Source organism: Paenibacillus sp. 4624 (genome assembly GCF_050435065.1).
GTDB classification, from domain to species: Bacteria; Bacillota; Bacilli; order Paenibacillales; family Paenibacillaceae; genus Paenibacillus; species Paenibacillus amylolyticus_D.
On record NZ_JBNDJR010000002.1, the window covers coordinates 271,040 to 292,533 of the forward strand.

The following is a 21,494-nucleotide window of genomic DNA, read 5'->3' on the forward strand; positions in this document are numbered from 1 at the left end:
TTTTCTGAAAAAGGATAAGAATACTCTCCTCATTTTCTCATCAAATTCTAATCTTTCTCTCTCTAATCTCTCATTCGCCCAGGTTATTCTAAATATGTAGACGAGAACGAGAACAATAACGAGGAGATGAATGATGATGATGAACAAACATAAACTTTGGATTGGCAGCTTGTCCGCAGCGGTGTTGCTTGGTGGATCAGCTGTTGCAGCTAGCGGCAATATGAACGGGCAACCGGCGCCAAAAGTACAATCTGAAACTACACAATCCGCACCAGCCTCAGTGACACAATCCACGAGTGCGAACCAGAACAACACAGGTAAGCTGCTGACCGTATCCCAAGCTAAATCCATAGCGTTGAAAGCAGTGGAAGGTAAAGTGGACGATGTGGATCTGGAGCGTAGAAACGGTCAAACGTTCTATGAAGTTGAGATCGACCGAAAAGGTAAACCGGATGTGACTGTTAGGTTGGATGCTTATACGGGTAAGGTTTTGGCAGTTGTTAATGATGACGACTACGATGACGATGATGATTATCGGGAAAATGGAACAGGTAACTCTTCGAGTGCGTCTGCTTCCAATGAGGTTAAATTGACGGTTGCACAAGCTTCCAACATTGCACTGAAACAAGTGACTGGTGGCAAAGTAACCAAGGTTGAACTGGACCGTGATAATGGTCGTTATGTCTATGAGATTGAGCTGAGAACAGCTCAAGGTGAGGCAGACGTTGATATCGATGCGAACACAGGTAAAGTGTTGTCGTTTGATCAGGATTTTGATGACGAGGATTAATTGTTAAATTGCGGGGGAGTATAGGAAAGATTTTCGACTCCGACCACCGTTTGACGGGTTTAAATAGCTTAGGCTGATCGTATCAGACGGGAAGACGCTTCGAGTGAAGCGTCTTTTTGTCGTACTTCATAGTGTTCATAGTTTCTTTAATCCAAACTGTGGTAAACTAGTAGAATTGTAGAAAATAGTATAGACAAGGAGCTGGATAACGAATTGGCTGGTGAACAAATGAGATCGGAAACGACTAGAGAACAAGTGCTGTCAATTGAAGGCTTACGTATGCGGTATAACGGGCGTTATGTATTAAACGGCATCGATCTGGAAGTGAATCGGGGGGAGATGATCGGATACATCGGGCCCAATGGAGCTGGCAAAAGTACAACAGTGAAGATTTTGCTTGGATTAGTGGAAGGGTATGTGGGGAACGTTCGTATTTTTGGACAGGATATCGCTGACGGCGATGTGGAGTATAAGCGTAGAATCGGGTATGTACCGGAAGTGGCAGAACTGTATGAACAATTAACTCCGGCGGAGTATTTAACGTTTACGGGAGAGTTATATGGCTTGTCTTATGAAGATGCGGACTATAAAGCAAGGCTGTTGATGGATTGTTTTGGACTGGAAAAATCATATCATTCTCGCATTGCCTCCTTCTCCAAAGGGATGCGTCAGAAAGTGCTGTTAATCTCGGCACTGCTACATGATCCTGATCTGCTGTTCTTGGATGAACCGCTCAGCGGGCTGGATGCCAACAGTGTGATGGTGGTGAAAGAGATTTTGTCACAGCTGTCCGCAAAAGGCACAACGATCTTCTATTCGTCACACATTATGGATGTGGTGGAGAAGATCAGTAGCCGGATTGTATTGATTGCCGAGGGTCGTGTCGTGGCAGATGGGACGTTCAAGCAGCTTCAGCAGCAATCGATGGAAGGGTCACTGGAGGAAGTGTTTAATCAATTGACAGGCTTTAATGAACATAAGGCGATTGCTGAGCGCTTTGTTTCGATTGTGCAGGGGGTGAACTAATATGGCGGAACCCTCCGATTTTCGTACGCTCCAAATTCTGGATCGTTTTCGGCCGATCATCGCCAAGACGGGTGCTGATTATGATGTGCTGCGCCTTATTTTACGGGTGAAGTTCCAGATGGATCAGCGCAGAGTGCCTACGATTATGGCCGGAAGGTCAAAGAGTAAGGAGAACAAAGAAGGTAACCAGTATGTTCGCTCTCTCTGGCTGTATGCCTTGATGGGAGCAATCATGGTCCCCTTTGTCGTCTGGAATACAGGACAATTCATGCTTCAGATGGGTATTCTGTTTGGCGTGCTTATGTTTATGATTATGACGTCGATGATTTCGGATTTTTCATCCGTGCTTCTCGACATCCGGGATAGAAATATTATTTTGACCAAACCTGTCAATGCGCGTACCGTGGGGATGGCCCGAGCTATTCATGCGGGGGTCTATCTGGTGCTGCTGACAGGTTCAGTGACGGCTGCGCCGCTGATTGCCGGGCTTGTTACGCACGGGATTGGTTTCTTTCTACTCTTTCTGTTACAGATTATTCTGATCAGTATTCTGATCCTCGTAACCACATCCCTCATCTATCTGTTCATGATGAAGTTTCTGGATGGGGAGAAGCTGAAAGACATGATTAATATGGTGCAGATTCTGCTTTCCGTGGGGATCGCAATTGGATATCAGTTTGTCGTTCGTTCCTTTGATATTATTGATTTTAAAGTAGCTTTTACGCCGGAATGGTGGCAACTGCTGTTACCGCCGCTATGGTATGCTGCTGCATACGATTGGTTATTCGCAGGTCATGGCGGTGTGTGGATCTACACGTTAACAGCGATTGCTGTTGTTGTTCCGGTGATATGCCTGATCGTATATGTGAAGCTTATGCCATCCTTCGAGCTGTATTTAGAAAAAATGGCTCATTCCGGACAAACCTCAGATCGCCGCCGGGGAAAGTGGGATCGCATGGTTGCCAAGCTGTTCAGTCGCTCTGCCGAAGAACAAGCCTGCTTTCGTCTGTCAGCCAGCATGATGCGTAATGAGCGGGAATTCAAGCTTAAAGTATACCCTTCGCTAGGCTTTTCATTAGTAATGCCTTATATCTTTTGGTATACCGCTTTACAATCGTCGACCTGGACGGAATTCAGGCAAAGTTCATTTATGTACACCTTATATATTATGCTGGTTCTTTTGGTAACCATCGTAATCATGCTGAAATATTCTGGTCAGTACAAGGCATCATGGATCTTTCGCGCCGCGCCAATGGCTAATGAAAATGTATTATATCGAGGCGCCCTGAAGGCATTTCTAAGCAATATATTCATGCCCGTATTTCTGCTAAATGCGGTTGTGTTCACATGGACATTTGGACTTCGGATTTTACCAGATATTGCGATTATTCTGCTCACAGCTACGGCGCTGATCCCGGTATCCGGCAAGTTTATGCTGCAAAAGCCACCGTTCTCCCAATCGTTCAGTGTGGCCCAGCAAAGTGACGGCTGGTATATTTTCGCTGCTTTACCTGTATTCGCTTTACTGTGGGGCGCTCATGTCTTTTTCCGCTCCTTCTCCGGAGGTGTCTGGATGTACGGTGTGATCTTGATTGTGGCGAATGTGCTGCTGTGGACGCTGTTGTATCGGGTGAAGAAACCAGCGGTCAAGTCGTCTGTGGTCGTTTGAGCTGGAGTCTGCCAAGGTACCTTTCTGGAGTGTTTAACCTGGTTTAACTGGCTCCTGGCTTAAGTCGTGTAATTCTATATAGTGAGTCTAAGCAAGAGTGAGGAAGTGGTTATTTATTTTCGCCCCGTGAGCGGCTTGCAACTACCCGCGCGCGGGGCTCTGTTACATAAGAAGGGTTGCCAGTCATGGGAAGAAGCGCAGGGGTTAGATAGGGTAGCTTAAAATAAAGTGTATGAAGTAAATGAAAATGAAGAAATGAAGAAATGAAGAGATGAAGAGATGAAGAGATGAAGAGATGAAGAGAATAAAGCAAACAAAGCAAACAAAGCAAACAAAGGAAACAATGCGAAAATAGTGAATGAATTAGGTGAATTAGGTATAGTGAGTAACTCACATTGCAGTAGATTGGATAAGTAACCCAAAAAAGTAAGACAATGTGCAGTAGATTGGATGAGTAAGCCAAACAAGTAAGCCAGTGTGCAGTAGAGACAAAGGTGTGTTGTGATTCTAACGATCTCAGATGAGCTTATTTGGGCGAAAAGTGGCGCTCAGGAATTCTAACGATCACCAGGAAGCTTATTTCTGCAAAAGAGGGTGTTTTAGCCCGAAAAAGAGGTGAATTTTGCTAAATAGCGTGTCTGGTGATCGTTAGCCTGGTGCAACATGCAAAATAGGCCAATTAACGTTTCCTGTGATCGTTAGAGTATGGAGACAACTAACTGGTGGTGCAGATGTTAGTGTAAATGTAGAAGTAGAAGTAGAAGTAGATGTAGATGTAGAAGTAGATGTAAGTGTGAGAGCAGGTGGGGAACTTTTTAGAATAAAGAGCTCTGCAAGGCTCCGAATATAATGCTGAAACAGTACTCACCTCATCCATGAAAGTTAGAGATGTTTTAAGTGTAACTTACTGGGTGGGGTCGGTCTGTCCTGATTCGAGAATGACCTCGGCCAGGCGGTCGGCTGCATCTGCTGTGGAGATTCCAGATTGCACAGCCTCTGCGAATACCTTACTGAGCGTGCCTGCAATCCCCGCCACTTTCTGGCGGATCAGGTCAGGCCCAGCTCCTTGCAGTTCGCAGGCGGTGCTAATAATGCCGCCTGCGCTCAGCACGTAGTCAGGCGCGTACAGAATGCCGCGCGCCTGCATGCGGCCAGCAACCAGCTGTCGTTCACTCAGCTGGTTGTTGGCCGCCCCGGCGACAATGGAGCAGCGAAGCTCCTCCACGGTCGCCGGGGTGATCACGCCCCCTAGGGCACAGGGGGCGAACACCTTGCAGTCAGCGGCGTGAATACGGGCCGGATCGGCCGAAATGGCGCCGCTGAACTGCACAAGGGCGCGTTGTACACGTTCCGGTACAACGTCTGCCACGATCAGCCGTGCCCCGGCTGCATGCAGGTAACGGCACAGGGCATACCCGACCTTGCCCAGTCCCTGGACGGCAACGGGAATGCCCTGCAGATCGGCTACGCCCTGGTGACGCAGAGAGGTGACAATGCCGGTGTATACGCCATAGGCGGTCATGTCGGCAGTGAAGTCATCCTGTGCGCCAAGGGAACCTGTGGTATCCGTCACATATGCCGTCTCCACCCGGATCTGGTCCATGTCTGCCGCCGTCGTGCCCAGATCCAAACCTGTCACGAAGCGACCGTGGAGTCGCTCCAGAAACCGCCCCAGTGCTCGAAACTGGGACGCACGAATTTCTTCATTCTTCGCTGGATCTGCCTGCACTTGGTCAAGTGTACCGTCCAATGACGCGTCTACTGGTGTCACGCCAAGTGTTCCCCCCTTTGCCGGATCCTTCAGCGCCGCATCAATTATATTGCCCTTCGCGGGCTCCACGATGAGCGCTTCTCCGATCCGTTCCCCCGTCGTCATCTGCTCCGAAGCGCCAACCACATTCCAGACAACAGCCTTGCCGCCGCCATAAGGCAGACCTGCCATGGCATTTTTGTAGGTCATGCCTTTGGCCAGCTTTACCGCATCACGGACGGCTTCTTCTTCGGATGCATAAGTCCAGCAGCGGCATCCCCCTAAAGCCGGACCCAGGGCAGTATTATGAATGGCAACGACTGCTTTAAGTCCGCTGGAGGGGTCGTGGCAAAAAAACAGCTCTTCCATGCCTTCACGTTCCATTTCACGCCAGATCTGCACGGCATACTCCTCCTTCAAAGTTAATCCGTCCTGTATCCGCCAAAGGCATCTCCATTTCCTAAAAGCCTACATCACGTCTATGGTGTGCTTTCAATTAAGGTTATATTTTGCTGCATATGGATATGGACTCTACCTATATCCAATTTGATTCATACATCATATTCACGCTGCGGTTATTACGCCCCTGGGGAATTCGCCGGGTTGAACATGGATACAAACCGTTTTATAATGGCAGTTCCGGAATATCCGGACTAGGGCGTGTCTTGAAATCCTCTGAAGTGCATCTTTTACCGCCTTTTCGCCCCCTGCTGCGTCACTTTCCCTTGACGTGCTCCGGCACGCCTGCGGTAAACTTTCTGGCTTGGAACGAAGATTCGGCAAAATCTGCTTCCTTCAGCGCTTTCAGACACGCCCTAGATCGATGACTGAAAATTTACATGAAGCCGTTTAGGAAGAGGACATAACGTCCAATGATGGAGATAGAGGAATATGATGGTCTACATGAGCCAAAGCTGTTAAATGCATTCCCAATAAGGTATAAGTGTTCGCCTTGCAGCACGTAACAAAGGGCCTGATTATTCAAAAAGGTCTAGGAAAGAGGGATCGTCTTTGCTTAAAATTCTGTTATTTATCTTTTTGATTCAGATTGTATATGTATCGGCCTACACGCTTCGCATGATCTTAACGCTCAAAGGACAGAAATACATCGCTGCCCTGATCAGTATGGGTGAGATTGTGATCTATGTGCTGGGCTTGAATCTGGTGCTTAACTATTTGAAACAGCCAGAAGCGCTTATCGTATACGCAGTGGGATATGGACTTGGAGTACTGCTCGGAGCATGGATTGAGGAAAAGATTGCGCTAGGTTACGTTACCGTGAAAGTGATCTGCAACCAGATGGACGGAGGGCTGGCAAACGCTTTGCGCGATAAAGGGTACGGTGTAACCTCATGGGTCGGTAGTGGACGAGACGGAGATCGGCTGGTCATGGAGATTTTGGCGAAACGCAAAAACCAGAAGTTACTCTACCAGACCATTCTTGGTCTCGATCCCAAAGCTTTTGTCATTACCGTTGAACCCAAACAGTTCCATGGCGGTTTCTGGACACGTTCAATCAAAAAGTAAAATCGGGCAGGTCTGCATTAGATGCGGTCCTGTCTTTTTTTATTTCATTTATCTGCACACGTGTTATTCTCTCCGTGGATTTCCCATTCCTCACTCATACCCCGTTATACAAGTTAACTTGATACGATGCCAGGTTGTTTCGGGTACCATTTGCCTCCTGTCCGCCATTCTCACAGGGATGTGAAATCAGGATTATTGTTGTAATCGCTTTCAAAATGTACATTGTGAATATGTCACTTGCGACATGACATGACGCAGAGGGACAGGCAGGACAGCTCAACATTCAACATTATACTATCGGGAGGAATCGATTCGATGAAAAAAACAGTACGAAGTTTATGCAGCGCGGCTCTGGCTCTCACGCTAGGGTTCACCTTATTATCCGGACCTGCAAGTGTGCAGGCAGCGGGCAATGCAGATTACAACCTGGCCGGTTTCTCCCAAGGGAACACAGGTGGCGGAATCATCAGTGAGTCGAACACGTCCACGTATAAAAAAGTGTATAATGCCACCGACCTGGCGCTGGCTCTGAAAAAGAACTCCGGTGTCAAAGTCGTTGAGATTATGAACGACCTCGACTTAGGGTGGAACGAGATTCCTAGCGCGGCACGGACTTCACCTTTTGCGAAGCATAACGATGCACTGACACATCCGGTATTGAAGCAGACGGGGGTCAGCAAAATTACGGTGGACGGCTTTAATGGACTCACCATTTTCTCGGCGAATGGCTCCAAGATCAAACACGCTGCCATCACGGTGAAACGAAGCTCCAATGTGATCATTCGCAACCTGGAATTCGATGAGCTGTGGGAGTGGGATGAATCCACCAAAGGGGACTATGACAAAAACGACTGGGACTACATTACCCTGGAGGACAGCAGCGGTGTGTGGATCGATCACTGCACGTTTAACAAAGCGTATGACGGACTCGTCGATTCGAAAAAAGGAACCAGCGGTGTAACCATCTCCTGGTCTACCTTCAAAGGGGATGACGGCAGTGCGAACAGCTGGGTCACCCGCCAGATCAATGAACTGGAAGCAAACAAAGCTTCCTATCCCATGTATAACTACTTGCGAAGCAGTGCGGTCGGTCTAAGTAAACAAGACGTCATTGCCATCTCCGGCCCGCAGAAAAAGGGGCACCTCGTCGGTGCGACCAGTCTGGAGTCGGCTAACGCTAATTTGTCGATCACCCTGCATCATAACCTGTATAAAGACATCCAGGATCGCATGCCTCGTCTGCGTGGCGGTAATGCCCATGCCTATAACATCATCATGGATGCTGCCGATGCCCGTTCAGCTCAGTCACGTATTACTAGCGCTATGGCAACAGCCATCGCTTCCAAAGGTTACAAATTCGGTATTACCAGCAATGGAGCAATCTCCACCGAAAGTGGCGCTGTGCTGGTCGAAAAATCAGTAATCAAGGATGTGCAGTACCCTGTACGCAACAATCAGACAGATCCGACCAACGCCACGTACACCGGTAAAATCAGCGTGCTCGATACGATGTACTCTCTGTATGGAAGTTCCTTCCGTGGCAACAGTGATACTGCGGGCAGTCCGCTTGCACCCGTTCCAGCTGCAATCAAACCGTTCTCGTGGAACGGCTTTACTTTCCTTCCATACAGCTATCAGACAGATGATCCGTCTACGTTGAATGCACGTCTAACAAGTTCTAATGGTGCAGGCGCCGGAAAGTTAACTTGGTCTAAAGACAATTGGCTGAAGACGAGTTACTAAGTTAAGCGCTCCGTACGATATAAAATAAGTTAAAAAACAAGCGACCCTGCACTTCTTGCTGGGTCGCTTGTTTTTTAATGTTACTTGTAAAATGTTATTTCCTCAGGTCTAAATGCCTTCAATCTGCTGTTTGTGGTTTAAAGGCTTTATGTTTAGTTATTTTCTGTTTTATTGTTTTTGCATCGTTTTCGTTACTTGAGACGGGGCCTCTGATGCAGGACTCACCGATTCGCGATAGATGATATTGCCCTTTACATGGACACGGCCGAAGCTACGGCTAGGGTCATCCATCTTTTTGAGCATGGATTGAACAGCCGTCCGTGCCATCTGTTCGATATCCACTTCAACCGTGGTGAGCTTGGGTTCCGATAGCATAGCGTAAATATCATTGTCGAACCCAACGACAGAGCATTGAGCCGGCACTTGAATACCCAGCGAAGTCAACTTCTGCACGAGTAGATGAGCGACCTGATCGCAGTTGCAGACAAATGCGGTGGGAAGCTGTTCTGGTAGATCGATCTCGATAAACGTGCCTCGTTCATCCCGATCATTAAGCACCCAATCCGGGTTCATAGGCATGCGGTGCTCAAGCAAAGATTTATAATAACCTAGAAAACGATCCTGAATGCTGCTTGTGGAATACAGATTACCTACATAAGCGATGCTGCGGTGTCCCTGCTGGATCAGATAGTTTGTCATTTCATACGCGGCATAGAAGTTGTCCGTCACAACGGAATCGATATCGGAATGTTCATCGTAGAAATCGAGGAACATCTTAGGTACGTCCATCGACTGCACCAATTCAATATATTCCTTGCTGATCTGACCCAGCACAATGAAGCCGTCGACCTTGCTGTCGCTGTACAGTTTGGGCAATGATAGCTCTTCTTCGTCCTCACTGTTCAGAATATGAAGAATACCGTAATACCCCTGTTCCTCAAGATGTTTGGTGATGCGCTGGAACACGCGTACATAGAACGATTGCGTAGGCCCGGTGAACCGCTCCGGGATAATTACGCCAATATTATGAGTTAAGCCTTCCTTCATAGAACGGGCTGTCGCGTTAAAACGATAACCCATCTGAACGGCAAGTTGTTTAATCTTTTCTTTTAATTCCCCACTGACACCCTCTTTGTCATTCAACGCTTTCGAGACGGTCACACTGCTGACCCCGAGCCTGTCGGCGATATCCCGCATGGTGATATTGTTCTTCAGCTTTGGTCGCCTCCTTCAAGCCGGCTTAAATACAATGTGATGTCATTATGGTGAGCGCTTCTTTCAACATAATAACAATCCATTTTAGTATACATCTTAACCCAACCGGAATAAAGCGATTCCAGATGTCGCATCACTATTTTTCGCGAGTCCCGCAGGGTTAGTCAAGATGGATCAGACGATGTTCGTTTCATTGTTTTTGCAATAAACGTTCGTTCTGCTCAATCAGGTGTCCCCGCTGGCTGGCGCAGTCAAGGGAGCGATAAGGATCAGCAGGGGTATTAAACGTGTAGTCTACCAGTTGCTCTAGCGTGGTTGTGGCGACATGACAGCGTGTATCACTGGATGCATAGTAGATAAAGACTTCACCCTTCTCATTAACCACTGCACCGTTGCAAAAAATAACATTGGATACATCGCCCACGCGCTCGTCATCATAAGGGGCAATGAAGTGCCCGCCCGGCTTGGCAATGATGCGTGCCGGATCATGCAGATCGGTGGCGAAGGTGTACAGTACGTACCTAAGACCTGCTGCGGTGTTCCGCACGCCGTGGGCAATATGAATCCAGCCACGGTCTGTTTTGATCGGGGCAGGGCCCTGACCATTTTTCACCTCATACACCGTATGGTATTTCCGTTCATCTATAATGATCTCTTCGTGAATAACCGGATTCAGAATATCCTCGCACAGACCAAAGGCGATTCCGCCGCCGCTGCCTGTAGAGATGAAGCCATCCTGTGGACGCGTGTAAAAAGCATATTGGCCACCCACAAACTCGGGATGCAACACCACATTCCGCTGTTGCGGGGAGTTTGTTGAAATATTCGGGAGGCGTTCCCAACGAATCAGGTCACGTGTACGGACAAGCCCTGCCTGTGCAATAGCGCTAGAGGTGTCGAAGGCAGGAGCCTCAGGGTCTTTGCGTTCCGAACAATAGATGCCATAGATCCAGCCATCCTCATGCTGAACCAAGCGCATGTCATATTGATTGGTCTCCTCTGCATCGATATCGTCCCAGACGAGCGGTTTGCGGGTGAAGCGGAATCCGTCAATGCCATTGTCACTCTCGGCAAGGGCAAAGAATGATTTTCGATCCAGTCCTTCGGTACGTACAACGATGATGTATTTGCCTTTAAAGTAGATAGCGCCCGGGTTGAGGGTTGCGTTAATACCCAGACGCTCCATGAAATGTGGGTTCGTGTTCTTATTGAGATCGAATCTCCAGTGCAGCGGAACATGATGGCGTGTAATGACCGGATATTGATAACGCTGGTATATGCCATTGTAGAAGGAAGAGTCAACCTCATTTTTTCGTGACAAAAGCTGCTCCTGCTGTTCCAGTAACGTTCTATATTTCGGGTGTATCATGCTTATCCCATCCTCTCCATGAGTTCAATGCAAAAACGGCTGTTATGGTACGGACATTTCCACGGGCCGGCCATTTCATGCTGATCAGGTGTGCCATTTTCGTCCACAGCCCAGTACCACTCACCGCCTGGCCGGTAATCCACGATGTGCTTCTGCGTATAATTCCACAACTGTTCGATCGTTTCCAGAAATCTAGAATCCCCAGTGCGCTGATAGGCGTTATAGAAACCAACCATCGCTTCCGCCTGAACCCACCAGATGCGAGTGGTATCTACATGATTGCCTTCCTGTTCATTCATGAGTGAACCATCCGGCTGCACAGCTACATTCAAAATGTTGTATGCGATATCTGTAACCATGGCGGCATACTGCGGATGATCTTCAAGCCCCAACACCTTGAGGGCTTCGTCGATCAGCCAGCTGGCCTCGATGTCATGTCCAAATGAGCGCAGATCAATGATGGACTCCCACCTTTTGTTGAAAAATACCCCGAGGAACTTGGTGTTCTTGTCATACACCCGCTCATACAGAATTCCAAGCAGGCGCTCAAGCGCTGCCTTCACTTGCGGGTCCGGCCACACCTTGTATAGGGTGGTGTAGGCCTCCAGCACATGGATATGCGTATTCATCGTGTAATCCGCAATGACCCCGTTTTCACTCAACATTTCATTCGGTTGTTCATTCCAAAATCGGTCAAATTGCTCTCTGTAAGCAGGAGCATCTACGTTGAAACCTTTGCTTTCTATCAGTGCAAAAAGCGTTTTCGCAAGCGCTAGTGCAGAAGCGTCACCTGTTGCGCGATAGTATTCGCTGAGCGCGTATACGCCAAAAGACTGAGTATACACATGTTTGCTCGAATCCAGCGGTTCACCGATGGCATCCACCATCCAGTACATCCCACCGTGCTCTCTGTCCATCACGTGATCAGCGAGAAAACGATAGGCATGTTCAGCGTGCTCCCGCCAGATCTCCTCACCGGTTACCCGGTAGGCTGCGGAAAAAGACCAAAGCTGCCGTGCTGTAGCGATTCCGCCTTTGGGTGCTTCTTGATCCACCTGCAGATCGCTGCCAACCCAGCCATAGAATCCACCATGAATTTCATCTTTTAACTTAGACCAGAACGGCATAATTTTGCTTTTCCAATGCTCCGCAATTTCAGTTTGAAGCTGAACCATCTTATGAGTCATCCAGAGCACTCCTTCATCCGTAAAAAATCATATTTGAATAAATTAAGTTATCGTTAACTTTATATATTAATATTAGTTCTATGAAAGTGCCTTGTCAACGAAATGTATATTTGGTTTTACTAGTGAAGTAATAAATTATTCAATTGACAGGTAAGCGTTACCATAATAGAATCTATCCTGTAACCTTAACGATAACTTAATTTAATTAAGGAAGGGGTCGGAACAATGAGGAAAAATAAAGGCTGGGTGTTGTTACTGACGATGCTACTCATCACTTCACTGCTTGCTGCGTGTTCATCAGGAGGTGAGGCGCAGTCGGGAGAAGAGATCAGTACAGATCCGGCAGATATCAAGGGCGAAATTACTGTTTTGACGCAACGCACAGATATTGTTGATACCGTATTCAAGGACTATGCGGCCGAGTTCAACAAGGAATACCCGGACGTTAAAGTGAATTTTCAGGCCTTGGCTGATTACGAGGGACAAGTGAAGATTCGGATGAGCACTAAAGACTATGGCGACGTACTTATGATTCCTACGAGTGTTCCAATCGCCGATATCCCGGATTTTTTCGAGCCGCTTGGCACATACGATGAACTGAAAGACAAATACACTGCTATTGAAGAGCGTATGGTGGATGGCCAGGTATACGGGATTCCAACGGTCATCACGTTCTCCGGTATCATTTATAACAAACAAGTCTTCAAAGACGCAGGGATCACCGAGTTGCCGAAGACACCTAAACAATTCCAGGCAGCACTTCAGAAGGTGAAGGATAATACGGATGCCATTCCGCTCTACACCAACTACGCATCAGGCTGGGCACTTACCCAATGGGAGGCTGACCTGCCAACGGTTGCAGGTAGTGTAGATTATGTCAACGTAGATCAACCCAATACGGATGATAACTTTGTGCCAGGACAGCCGCATTATGAGCTATACAAAGTGCTTTATGATGCAGCCAAGAACGGCCTGATTGAGAAAGACCCGACAACAACAGACTGGGAAAGCTCCAAGGCGGATCTAGCTAATGGCAAGATTGCAACGATGGCTCTTGGATCATGGGCAATCACACAGATTCAAGGCATGACCGATACACCAGACAATATTGGTTTCTTACCATTCCCGACCAACGCTAGCGATGTTATCGTACCGCTGTCCGCAGACTATAACATTGGCATGAATGTGAACAGCGAGAACAAACCTGCGGCAAAAGCATGGATCGACTGGTTCCTGGCCAAATCCAACTATGCTACCCAGCAGGGGGGAGGCATGAGTGCAGACAAGAGCGCAGAGCTGCCGCCGATTCTAGATCAGTACAAAGATGTAAAATTCTCTACTTTAACTCCGGCTAAAGAGGGGCAGGAGGGATTGATGGACAAAATCGATAACAAAGGCGAGATTGGTCTCTGGCAACCTGACTTCAAGAAACGCATTATTGAAGCGGCCATCGGCAACCGGAGTGAATCGTATGATGACATTATGAAAGATCTGAACGATAAATGGGTAAAAGCGCGTGCGGAAGTCACGAAATAATAGGTACAACGAGCGTATCATACAGCGGATGTGAGCAGATGTAATGTGGGTGCCGGTAGTTCGAGGCTTTGGGGCCAGGTTCGCAGCGTGTTTAAGCCATTAGTGGAATGACTAAGGCGATAACCTGTTAAATATGTATTTACTTGGCCCGCCCTGTGTTACATCCGAGGAGTGATACGGAGCGTCTATGAACCAAGGCGGCTGAACCGCTGGGAGGTGTGGGGAGAATGAAATACGTAAGGCTTTCAAACTGGAGTTACTCGGCACAACGCATATTTATTATCTGTGCCTTCTCGATTATTCCGCTGGCACTGCTATTTACATTTGCTTATTTGCCTGTCATTAACATGTTCAAATACAGCTTTACCGACTGGAATGGATATAGCAAAAGATTAAACTATGTCGGATTCGAAAACTACACACGTATTTTTAGCGACCCGGAGTATTTTAAAGTGTTCATCGTTAGTCTGTACTATTTCGTTGCTACCTTTGTACAGATGGGCCTGGCCCTTTATTTTGCCACCATCCTGAGTTTCAAAATTAGAGGCAAAAATTTTTTCAAGGGCATTTTGTTCTTTCCTTACCTGCTGAATGGTGTAGCCATCGGGTTTATCTTTCTCTTTTTCTTCAAACCGGATGGGACGCTCGATACGCTGATGCAGGCGATCGGACTGGGACAGTACACCCAGCTCTGGCTTGGGAACCCGAATATCATTAACGTATCCCTCGCGGGTGCATCCGTCTGGAGATATATGGGCTTTAACTTTATCATCTTTCTGGGCGCGATCTCTTCCATTCCGAAGGATGTATACGAAGCTTCCGATATTGACGGTGCGAACCGCTGGCAGCAATTCCGCCATATTATTTTGCCGAGCATTACCCGCATTCTGCAACTCAACCTGATCTTGGCCATAAGCGGCGCCATCAGTGCGTTCGATATTCCATATATTATGACCGACGGTTCCAACGGCAGTATGACCTTTGTGATTCAGACCGTTCACTTGGCATTTAAATACGGCAAACTGGGACTCGCATCAGCGATGGCTGTTGTGCTGCTTCTGATCGTTATTCTTGTGACGCTTGTGCAGCGTGTCAGCATGAAAGGGGAGGAATGAACGTGAACCCATTCAAATATACCATCGCAAGCGTAATGAAATACGCTTCTTTGATTCTGGCGGCGTTCATTGCACTTTTGCCTATCGTAGTGATCCTGTTTGCGTCCCTGAAAACCAATGCCGAGTACGCCACAAGCAGTCCGCTTGCCCCGCCCGCCAACTGGCTTAACTTTGCGAATTATGCCAAGGCATTTGTGGATGGCAACATGCTTGTCGGCTTCAAAAATACAGTTATTATCCTGATCATCTCCATCGTAGGTGCAACGTTGACAGGCTCCATGATTGCTTATGTTCTGGATCGTTTCAAGTTCAAAGGCAAAAAAATCATGGTCGCTGCATTTCTGCTGGCTACCCTGATCCCAAGTGTGACTACGCAAGTCGCCACCTTCCAGATTATTAACGCACTTGACCTGTTCAACACACGATGGGCAGCCATCGTCATGTATCTGGGAACCGATATTATCGCGGTATACATCTTCCTGCAATTCCTTGGCTCGATCTCCAGTGCACTCGACGAATCGGCCATGCTGGACGGCGCTTCGTACTTCACGATCTACTGGAGAATTATATTACCTTTGCTGAAACCGGCGATTGTGACGGTCATCATCGTCAAAGGTGTCAACATTTACAACGATTTCTATACGCCGTTCCTATATATGCCTAAGACCGACTTGCAGGTAATATCCACTGCCTTATTCAAGTTTAAGGGGCCCTTCGGATCACAGTGGGAGGTCATCAGTGCCGGGATTATGATTGCCATTATCCCTACGATGATTATTTTCCTGCTGCTCCAGAAGTACATCTATAACGGCTTTGCGCAGGGCTCTGTGAAATAATTCCGTAAAAACATTCAATCCAAAAGAAGTGAATTGAATTGAAACATCACTGTTAAAGGGGAAATGAGATATGACAGTTGCTGAAACGAAAAAGGTACACATCGTTGGGGCCGCTTTGCCAAACATGCCTTGGGAGGATAAACCGGAAGGGACGGAAGGCCCGGTGTGGAGACACTCGGCTAATCCGGTTGTACCGCGTAACCCGGTGAAGGGAGTTGCTCGCGTTTTCAACAGTGCAGTCGTTCCTTATGATGGGAAATTTATCGGTGTATTCCGCGCCGAGGCGGTCAATGGCCGTCCGCACCTGCACATGGGTTCCAGTGAAGATGGGTTATCCTGGACGATTGAAGAAGGGCGCATCGCTTTTGTGGACGAACAAGGCGAACCGTTTATGCCGAACTACGCATACGACCCGCGTCTGGTTAAAGTGGAGGATACCTATTACATCATCTGGTGTACCGATTTTTACGGTGCGGCCCTGGGCCTAGCCAAGACAGAGGATTTCAAAACGTTTGTCCGCCTAGAGAATCCGATGTTGCCCTTCAACCGCAATGGCGTATTGTTTCCACGCAAAATCAACGATAACTACATGATGCTCTCCAGACCAAGCGATAGCGGACATACCCCGTTCGGAGATATTTTCCTGAGCGAAAGCCCGGATCTGGTGTACTGGGGCAAACATCGCCATGTCATGAGCAAAGGCGGTCAAGGCTGGTGGCAATCCGTGAAAATTGGCGGTGGTCCCGCTCCGATTGAGACATCCGAAGGCTGGCTGATGTTCTACCATGGCGTAACCGGAACGTGCAACGGTTTTGTGTACAGTATGGGTGCGGTCATTCTCGATCTGGATGAGCCGTCCAAAGTGAAGTATCGTTCATCCAACTTCGTACTCACGCCGGAGAAATGGTATGAGGAGCAGGGCTTCGTTGATAACGTTGTTTTCCCGTGTGCAACCCTGCATGATGCCGATACTGGACGAATTGCCATCTATTACGGTGCAGCGGATACCTATGTCGGTGTGGCCTACACAACCGTTGACGAAATTGTGAAATATGTCAAAGAAACGGATGAAGTGATTGCTGGCGACCGCGAGGAGGGCAAACTTTAATGAGTTAATGCACATTCAGAAATGACTAGATAAATTGAATATAGATATGAAATGAAAAGGAAATACGCAGAGAATATGCAGCAAATTTGCTTATATTCACCCGGGAAGCTCCTCCTCCTATAGGAAGGGCTTTTTTAGCTATTTAATGGGCATACATATTATGTCGATTTTTGTTGACAAAAGGGAGGCTACTTCATATTCTTAATGAATATGAGAATCATTATCACGGTGATGGTCAAGTAAAGAATGAGAGAAGAGAGAAAAGGGGTTTATATCTATGTCAGGACAACAACGGAAACGTTTGACTACCCTTATGATGGCAACAACACTGTTGTTGCTGTTATTTATCGTGGGTTGCAGTAATACAGGAAGTGACAAAGAATCTTCTTCTGCTTCGGGAGATCAGGCGGCTTCGGCGAAGTCGATTACGATGTCCTGGCCGCGGGATATCGGTACGATGAATCCACATACGTACAATCCGTCCCAATTGTTTGCCCAATCCATGATCTACGAACCACTGGTGAGTTACCAGAAGGGTGGTAAACTGGAACCGGCACTTGCTGAGTCATGGACCATCTCTGATGATGGCAAAGTATATACATTCAAGTTGCGCCAAGGGGTGAAATTTTCCGACGGCACACCGTTTAACGCTGAAATTGTGAAAAAGAATTTTGACTCGATCATGAAAAATAAAAAAACACATAGCTGGCTGGGCATTATCGGCGTGCTGGGCAAGACAGAGGTCGTGGATGACCATACGTTCCGCATGACTCTTACCGAGCCGTATTATCCTGTACTTCAGGATTTGTCTGTTGTTCGTCCGTTCCGTTTCCTGGGTGCGGCTGGATTCCCGGATGATGGGGATACATCCAAAGGCATCAAGGAACCAGTAGGTACGGGTCCATGGATGCTCGCTGATTATAAGCAGGATGAGTACGCGGTCTTCAAACGTAACCCGAATTACTGGGGAACTGCACCCGCATTTGATCAGATTACGGTCAAAATCATCCCTGATGCAGAGACACGTGTGCTTGCTTTTGAAAAAGGCGATCTCGATCTGATTTACGGTGAAGGTGTAATTAGTCTGGATGCATTCCAGCAGCTGCGTGAGAATGATGAGTATGTAAGTGAGTTGTCCGATCCTGTAGGTACTCGTGATTTGTTGCTTAACTCTTCGAATCCGAAGTTGTCTGATGTGAGAGTGCGGAAGGCGCTTCAACAGGGCTTCAACAAAAAAGCGATGGTAGAAGGTGTCACGTCGGGTCTGGAAGAACCGGCTGATACCGCATTGTCCAAAAACTATCCATATACCAATGTGGATCTGAAACCGATTGAATATAACGTGGAGCAATCCAAAGCGTTGCTGGATGAAGCCGGCTGGAAGCTGCCAGCAGGCGGAACCGTGCGTGAGAAGGATGGACAGAAGCTGGAATTCGAATTGATTTTTGATAAAACCGATCCGATTCAAAAAGCGATGGGCGAAACCATTCAGGCCGAATGGGGCGAGCTGGGGGTTAAAGTAAACCTTACCGGACTTGAACTAACGGTACAGATTAAACGTCTGAAAGCCAATGATTTCGACCTGTACTTCTGGTACAATTACGGGGCGCCATACGATCCGCATTCCTTCGTTAACGTCGTAGCAAGCCCGGGATTCGGAATCTCCGAGACACTTAGCGCGTTGCCGATGAAAAAGGAACTGGACGACCAGGTGCATGCAGCACTGTCTTCTACAGACGAGAAGAAACGTCAGGAACTGTATACATCCATCCTGACGACATTGCAGGAGCAGTCGGCGATTGTACCGATCTCTTATGTGAAGAAAACGGCCGTATATCAGAAGAAAATTGCTAAATTTGTTTTTCCGGCCAATCGTGATGAGAATCCATTCGTGGGAATGCAGTTAAGCAATCCATAATCATAATTGAAGAACGTATTTATGAACACGTAACACATCAGGCAAAAAGAGCTTGTGTGGCATGGTAAAGGGGAGGAAAGTTTGGTGATCGGCTATATAGGTAAACGAATGATCGCGATCATTCCTATCGTTTTTATCGCTACACTCGTGACTTTTGGGCTGATCCATATTTCACCGGTTGATCCAGCCGAAGCGTATCTGACTGCTGCACACATTTATCCAACACCAGAGCTGCTGGCGGAGAAGCGACATGAATTCGGTCTGGATCGGCCTTTGCTCACTCAGTATGTGGATACATTGAAGAGAATAACCCAGCTGGATTTTGGTACCTCGTATCTCACGAATAAACCGGTGATCAATGAGGTCAAGGATAAGTTTCCGGCCACAGCAGAACTGGCCTTGTGGAGTATTCTGTTCTCTGCACTGGTGAGTATTCCTTTGGGGATTTTGGCGGCGGTATACAAAAATAGCTGGATTGATATGGTGAGCCGAGCGATCTCTTATTTTGGAGCTTCCATTCCGCAGTTCTGGCTTGGTTACTTGCTCATTTTCTTTTTTGCTGTGAAACTGGACTGGCTTCCGGTCGAAGGGCGCGGCTCTTGGGAGAACCTGGTGCTGCCTACGCTTACGCTTTCTATGGTGATGATTGCGTTATACACCCGTATGTTGCGCACCAGTGTACTGGAACAATTACAGGAAGCATATGTGCAATACGCGAGAACGCGCGGCATACGTGAACGGGTCATTATGCTGAAACATGTGCTCAAGATTGCCATCACCCCGTTTATTACAGGAATGGGCATGACCATGGGCAGGCTGTTAACCGGAACGATTATTGTAGAACAAGTCTTTTCGTGGCCGGGTTTCGGGCGTTATTTTGTAGAAGCCATCTTCAACCGAGATATTCCCGTGATCCAATGTTATGTCTTTATTTCGGCGTGTCTGTTCATCGTATGTAATCTGATCGTTGATCTGGTACAGCTGTATATGGACCCGCGGATTTCGGCGAAAGGACGGGCAGAGCATTGATGAACCGATGGCGTACACTGTTTCGAGGGAAAAAAATAATTTGGATTTGCGCTGCGGTCGTATTGCTTTTTTTCATCCTGGCATTATTAGCTCCATGGATCGCACCGCATGACCCGGTCAAAGTTAACCTGTTGCAGAAGCTGAAGGCTCCATCTGCCGAGCACTGGCTCGGCACAGATCATCTGGGAAGGGACAATCTCTCCAGACTTCTCTATGGGGCACGGATTTCGATTGGATTTGCAACGATGATCTTCCTGTCGTCGTTGATTATCGGTCTCATTGTTGGGTCGATCTCCGGTTATCTGGGCGGCTGGATTGACAATGTGCTGATGCGTTTATGTGAAGGCATATTGGCATTTCCACAACTGGTGCTGGTGCTGGGCATCGTCGGGATCTTCGGTCCAGGTCTAATGCAGATTCTGCTGGCGCTCATGATGGTACAGTGGGTGCATTATGCACGAATCTGCCGGAATATGGTTGTTAGCTTGAAGGAACGGAACTTTATCGCAGCCGCTCGAATTAGTGGTTCCTCTACCTGGACGATCATTCGTAAACATATCATTCCCAATGTGCAGCGCCCCATCGTGGTTATGGGAACACTCGAGATGGGCTGGGCGATTATGGATATCTCGGCGCTGTCTTTCTTAGGACTTGGCATTCAGCCGCCTAATGCGGAGTGGGGAGCCATGATTCATGAAGGCACAGGGTATATTCGCAGTCATCCGGAGCTGATGATCTATCCGGGTGTAGCTATTCTGCTAGTTGTGATGACGTTTAACATTTTGGGAGAAGCTTTATCTGATCGTTACGACATTTCCAAAAAGTAATGGTGAAAATAACTGAACAAGGGGGAATGTGACGATGGACGTGGCAGAGATCGTACTTGAAGTTCGTGATCTAGAGGTTAAGCTCAAGACAGCGAAGGGAGCCGTCCCGTTACTGGAACCTGTTCAGCTGACTTTAAAAAAAGGGCAGGTCTTCGGCCTTGTTGGTGAGAGTGGCTGCGGCAAAACGGTGACGTGTAATGCGCTGATGCGCTTGCTGCATCCCCGCAGGATGGAATCCTCAGGCAGTGTTCGTCTGAACGGACGGGAGCTTAGCAACTTATCCGAAGAAGATATGCGTCGCATACGCGGAAGGGACATCGGATTTATTATGCAAAATCCGATGAATGCTTTTACGCCCGTGTATACGATCGGCTCTCAATTTATTGAAACTTTGCGAACGCATACGAAAATGTCCAAAGCAGAAGCGCGGGAACAGGCCATTGCTGCGCTGGCTGATATGAAACTTCCAGACCCGGCAAAGCTGCTGAAACGTTATCCGTTTCAGCTCAGCGGAGGCATGTTGCAACGAGTGATGATTGCCGTATCCATGTGTCTGCGGCCAGCTCTGGTGATTGCCGATGAACCTACAACAGCACTGGATGTCGTGAATCAGTTGAATGTGCTCCGGGAATTGGATCGGCTTCGGAAGGAGCACGGTACATCTATTTTGCTTATCTCGCACGATCTGGGTGTCATCTCACAGATGGCAGATGAAGTAGCGGTTATGCAGAAGGGGCGGATCATCGAACAGGCAGACGTGTATCAATTGTTCGATCATCCGCAGCATGAGTATACTCGGATGCTGCTAAATGCCCGGCCGAAGTTGTCTCTTGGCCACTAGAAGTGGTC

The 21,494-nt window shown here is 47.8% G+C and carries 17 protein-coding genes; 13 read left to right on the forward strand and 4 right to left on the reverse strand.

What is annotated here, in order from left to right:
• The first annotated feature begins 139 nt into the window (after positions 1-139).
• The 3 genes from ABIE27_RS05615 to ABIE27_RS05625 all read left to right on the forward strand — a co-directional run bounded on the left by ABIE27_RS05615 (position 140) and on the right by ABIE27_RS05625 (position 3,485).
• Positions 140-790: a PepSY domain-containing protein gene (locus tag ABIE27_RS05615; protein WP_429350076.1), complete on the forward strand. Its 651-nt coding sequence runs from the start codon at positions 140-142 to the stop codon at positions 788-790.
• Between the two features lie 228 nt (positions 791-1,018).
• On the forward strand, positions 1,019-1,816 hold the full coding sequence (locus tag ABIE27_RS05620; RefSeq protein ID WP_429350077.1) for an ABC transporter ATP-binding protein: 798 nt from the start codon (positions 1,019-1,021) through the stop codon (positions 1,814-1,816).
• Position 1,817: 1 nt separating this feature from the next.
• Positions 1,818-3,485, forward strand: a complete 1,668-nt coding sequence (locus ABIE27_RS05625; protein WP_429350078.1) for a hypothetical protein — start codon at positions 1,818-1,820, stop codon at positions 3,483-3,485.
• A 904-nt stretch (positions 3,486-4,389) separates the two neighbouring features.
• Here ABIE27_RS05625 and ABIE27_RS05630 read toward each other — a convergent pair.
• Positions 4,390-5,619, reverse strand: coding sequence for a Leu/Phe/Val dehydrogenase (locus ABIE27_RS05630; protein WP_429350253.1), 1,230 nt, complete (start codon positions 5,617-5,619; stop codon positions 4,390-4,392).
• Positions 5,620-6,246: 627 nt separating this feature from the next.
• On the opposite strand from ABIE27_RS05630, the gene ABIE27_RS05635 reads away from it, so the two are divergent.
• Both ABIE27_RS05635 and ABIE27_RS05640 read left to right on the forward strand, forming a co-directional pair.
• On the forward strand, positions 6,247-6,762 hold the full coding sequence (locus ABIE27_RS05635; protein WP_123064017.1) for a DUF2179 domain-containing protein: 516 nt from the start codon (positions 6,247-6,249) through the stop codon (positions 6,760-6,762).
• Positions 6,763-7,077: 315 nt separating this feature from the next.
• Positions 7,078-8,505, forward strand: coding sequence for a hypothetical protein (locus tag ABIE27_RS05640; protein WP_429350079.1), 1,428 nt, complete (start codon positions 7,078-7,080; stop codon positions 8,503-8,505).
• A 168-nt stretch (positions 8,506-8,673) separates the two neighbouring features.
• On the opposite strand, the gene ABIE27_RS05645 is transcribed toward ABIE27_RS05640, so the two are convergent.
• The 3 genes from ABIE27_RS05645 to ABIE27_RS05655 form a co-directional block, all read right to left on the reverse strand.
• Positions 8,674-9,702, reverse strand: coding sequence for a substrate-binding domain-containing protein (locus ABIE27_RS05645; protein WP_123064019.1), 1,029 nt, complete (start codon positions 9,700-9,702; stop codon positions 8,674-8,676).
• A gap of 208 nt (positions 9,703-9,910) precedes the next feature.
• Positions 9,911-11,089: a glycoside hydrolase family 130 protein gene (locus tag ABIE27_RS05650; RefSeq protein WP_429350080.1), complete on the reverse strand. Its 1,179-nt coding sequence runs from the start codon at positions 11,087-11,089 to the stop codon at positions 9,911-9,913.
• 2 nt (positions 11,090-11,091) lie between these two features.
• On the reverse strand, positions 11,092-12,276 hold the full coding sequence (locus ABIE27_RS05655; protein ID WP_429350081.1) for an AGE family epimerase/isomerase: 1,185 nt from the start codon (positions 12,274-12,276) through the stop codon (positions 11,092-11,094).
• A gap of 225 nt (positions 12,277-12,501) precedes the next feature.
• On the opposite strand from ABIE27_RS05655, the gene ABIE27_RS05660 reads away from it, so the two are divergent.
• The 8 genes from ABIE27_RS05660 (at position 12,502) to nikD (ending at position 21,486) form a co-directional block, all read left to right on the forward strand.
• On the forward strand, positions 12,502-13,812 hold the full coding sequence (locus ABIE27_RS05660) for an ABC transporter substrate-binding protein (protein WP_429350082.1): 1,311 nt from the start codon (positions 12,502-12,504) through the stop codon (positions 13,810-13,812).
• 227 nt (positions 13,813-14,039) lie between these two features.
• The gene (locus tag ABIE27_RS05665) at positions 14,040-14,927 is read left to right on the forward strand and encodes a carbohydrate ABC transporter permease (protein WP_429350083.1); all 888 of its coding nucleotides are present in this window, start codon (positions 14,040-14,042) and stop codon (positions 14,925-14,927) included.
• Positions 14,924-15,763: a carbohydrate ABC transporter permease gene (locus ABIE27_RS05670; protein WP_429350084.1), complete on the forward strand. Its 840-nt coding sequence runs from the start codon at positions 14,924-14,926 to the stop codon at positions 15,761-15,763. Before ABIE27_RS05665 ends, ABIE27_RS05670 begins: the two co-directional genes overlap by 4 nt.
• A 70-nt stretch (positions 15,764-15,833) precedes the next feature.
• The gene (locus tag ABIE27_RS05675; protein ID WP_429350085.1) at positions 15,834-16,871 is read left to right on the forward strand and encodes a glycoside hydrolase family 130 protein; all 1,038 of its coding nucleotides are present in this window, start codon (positions 15,834-15,836) and stop codon (positions 16,869-16,871) included.
• A gap of 277 nt (positions 16,872-17,148) precedes the next feature.
• A complete protein-coding gene (gene nikA, locus ABIE27_RS05680) occupies positions 17,149-18,789 on the forward strand; it encodes a nickel ABC transporter substrate-binding protein (protein ID WP_123064025.1) in 1,641 nt (546 codons plus the stop codon).
• Between the two features lie 84 nt (positions 18,790-18,873).
• Entirely contained in the window at positions 18,874-19,818 is a 945-nt protein-coding gene (gene nikB, locus ABIE27_RS05685) for a nickel ABC transporter permease subunit NikB (RefSeq protein ID WP_429350086.1), read from the forward strand.
• Positions 19,818-20,645, forward strand: coding sequence for a nickel ABC transporter permease subunit NikC (gene nikC, locus ABIE27_RS05690; RefSeq protein WP_123064027.1), 828 nt, complete (start codon positions 19,818-19,820; stop codon positions 20,643-20,645). The genes nikB and nikC overlap by 1 nt, the downstream gene beginning before the upstream one ends.
• Before the next feature lie 34 nt (positions 20,646-20,679).
• Positions 20,680-21,486 (forward strand): nickel import ATP-binding protein NikD, encoded by an 807-nt coding sequence (nikD, locus tag ABIE27_RS05695; protein WP_123064028.1) that lies wholly within the window; start codon positions 20,680-20,682, stop codon positions 21,484-21,486.
• Positions 21,487-21,494 lie beyond the last annotated feature (8 nt).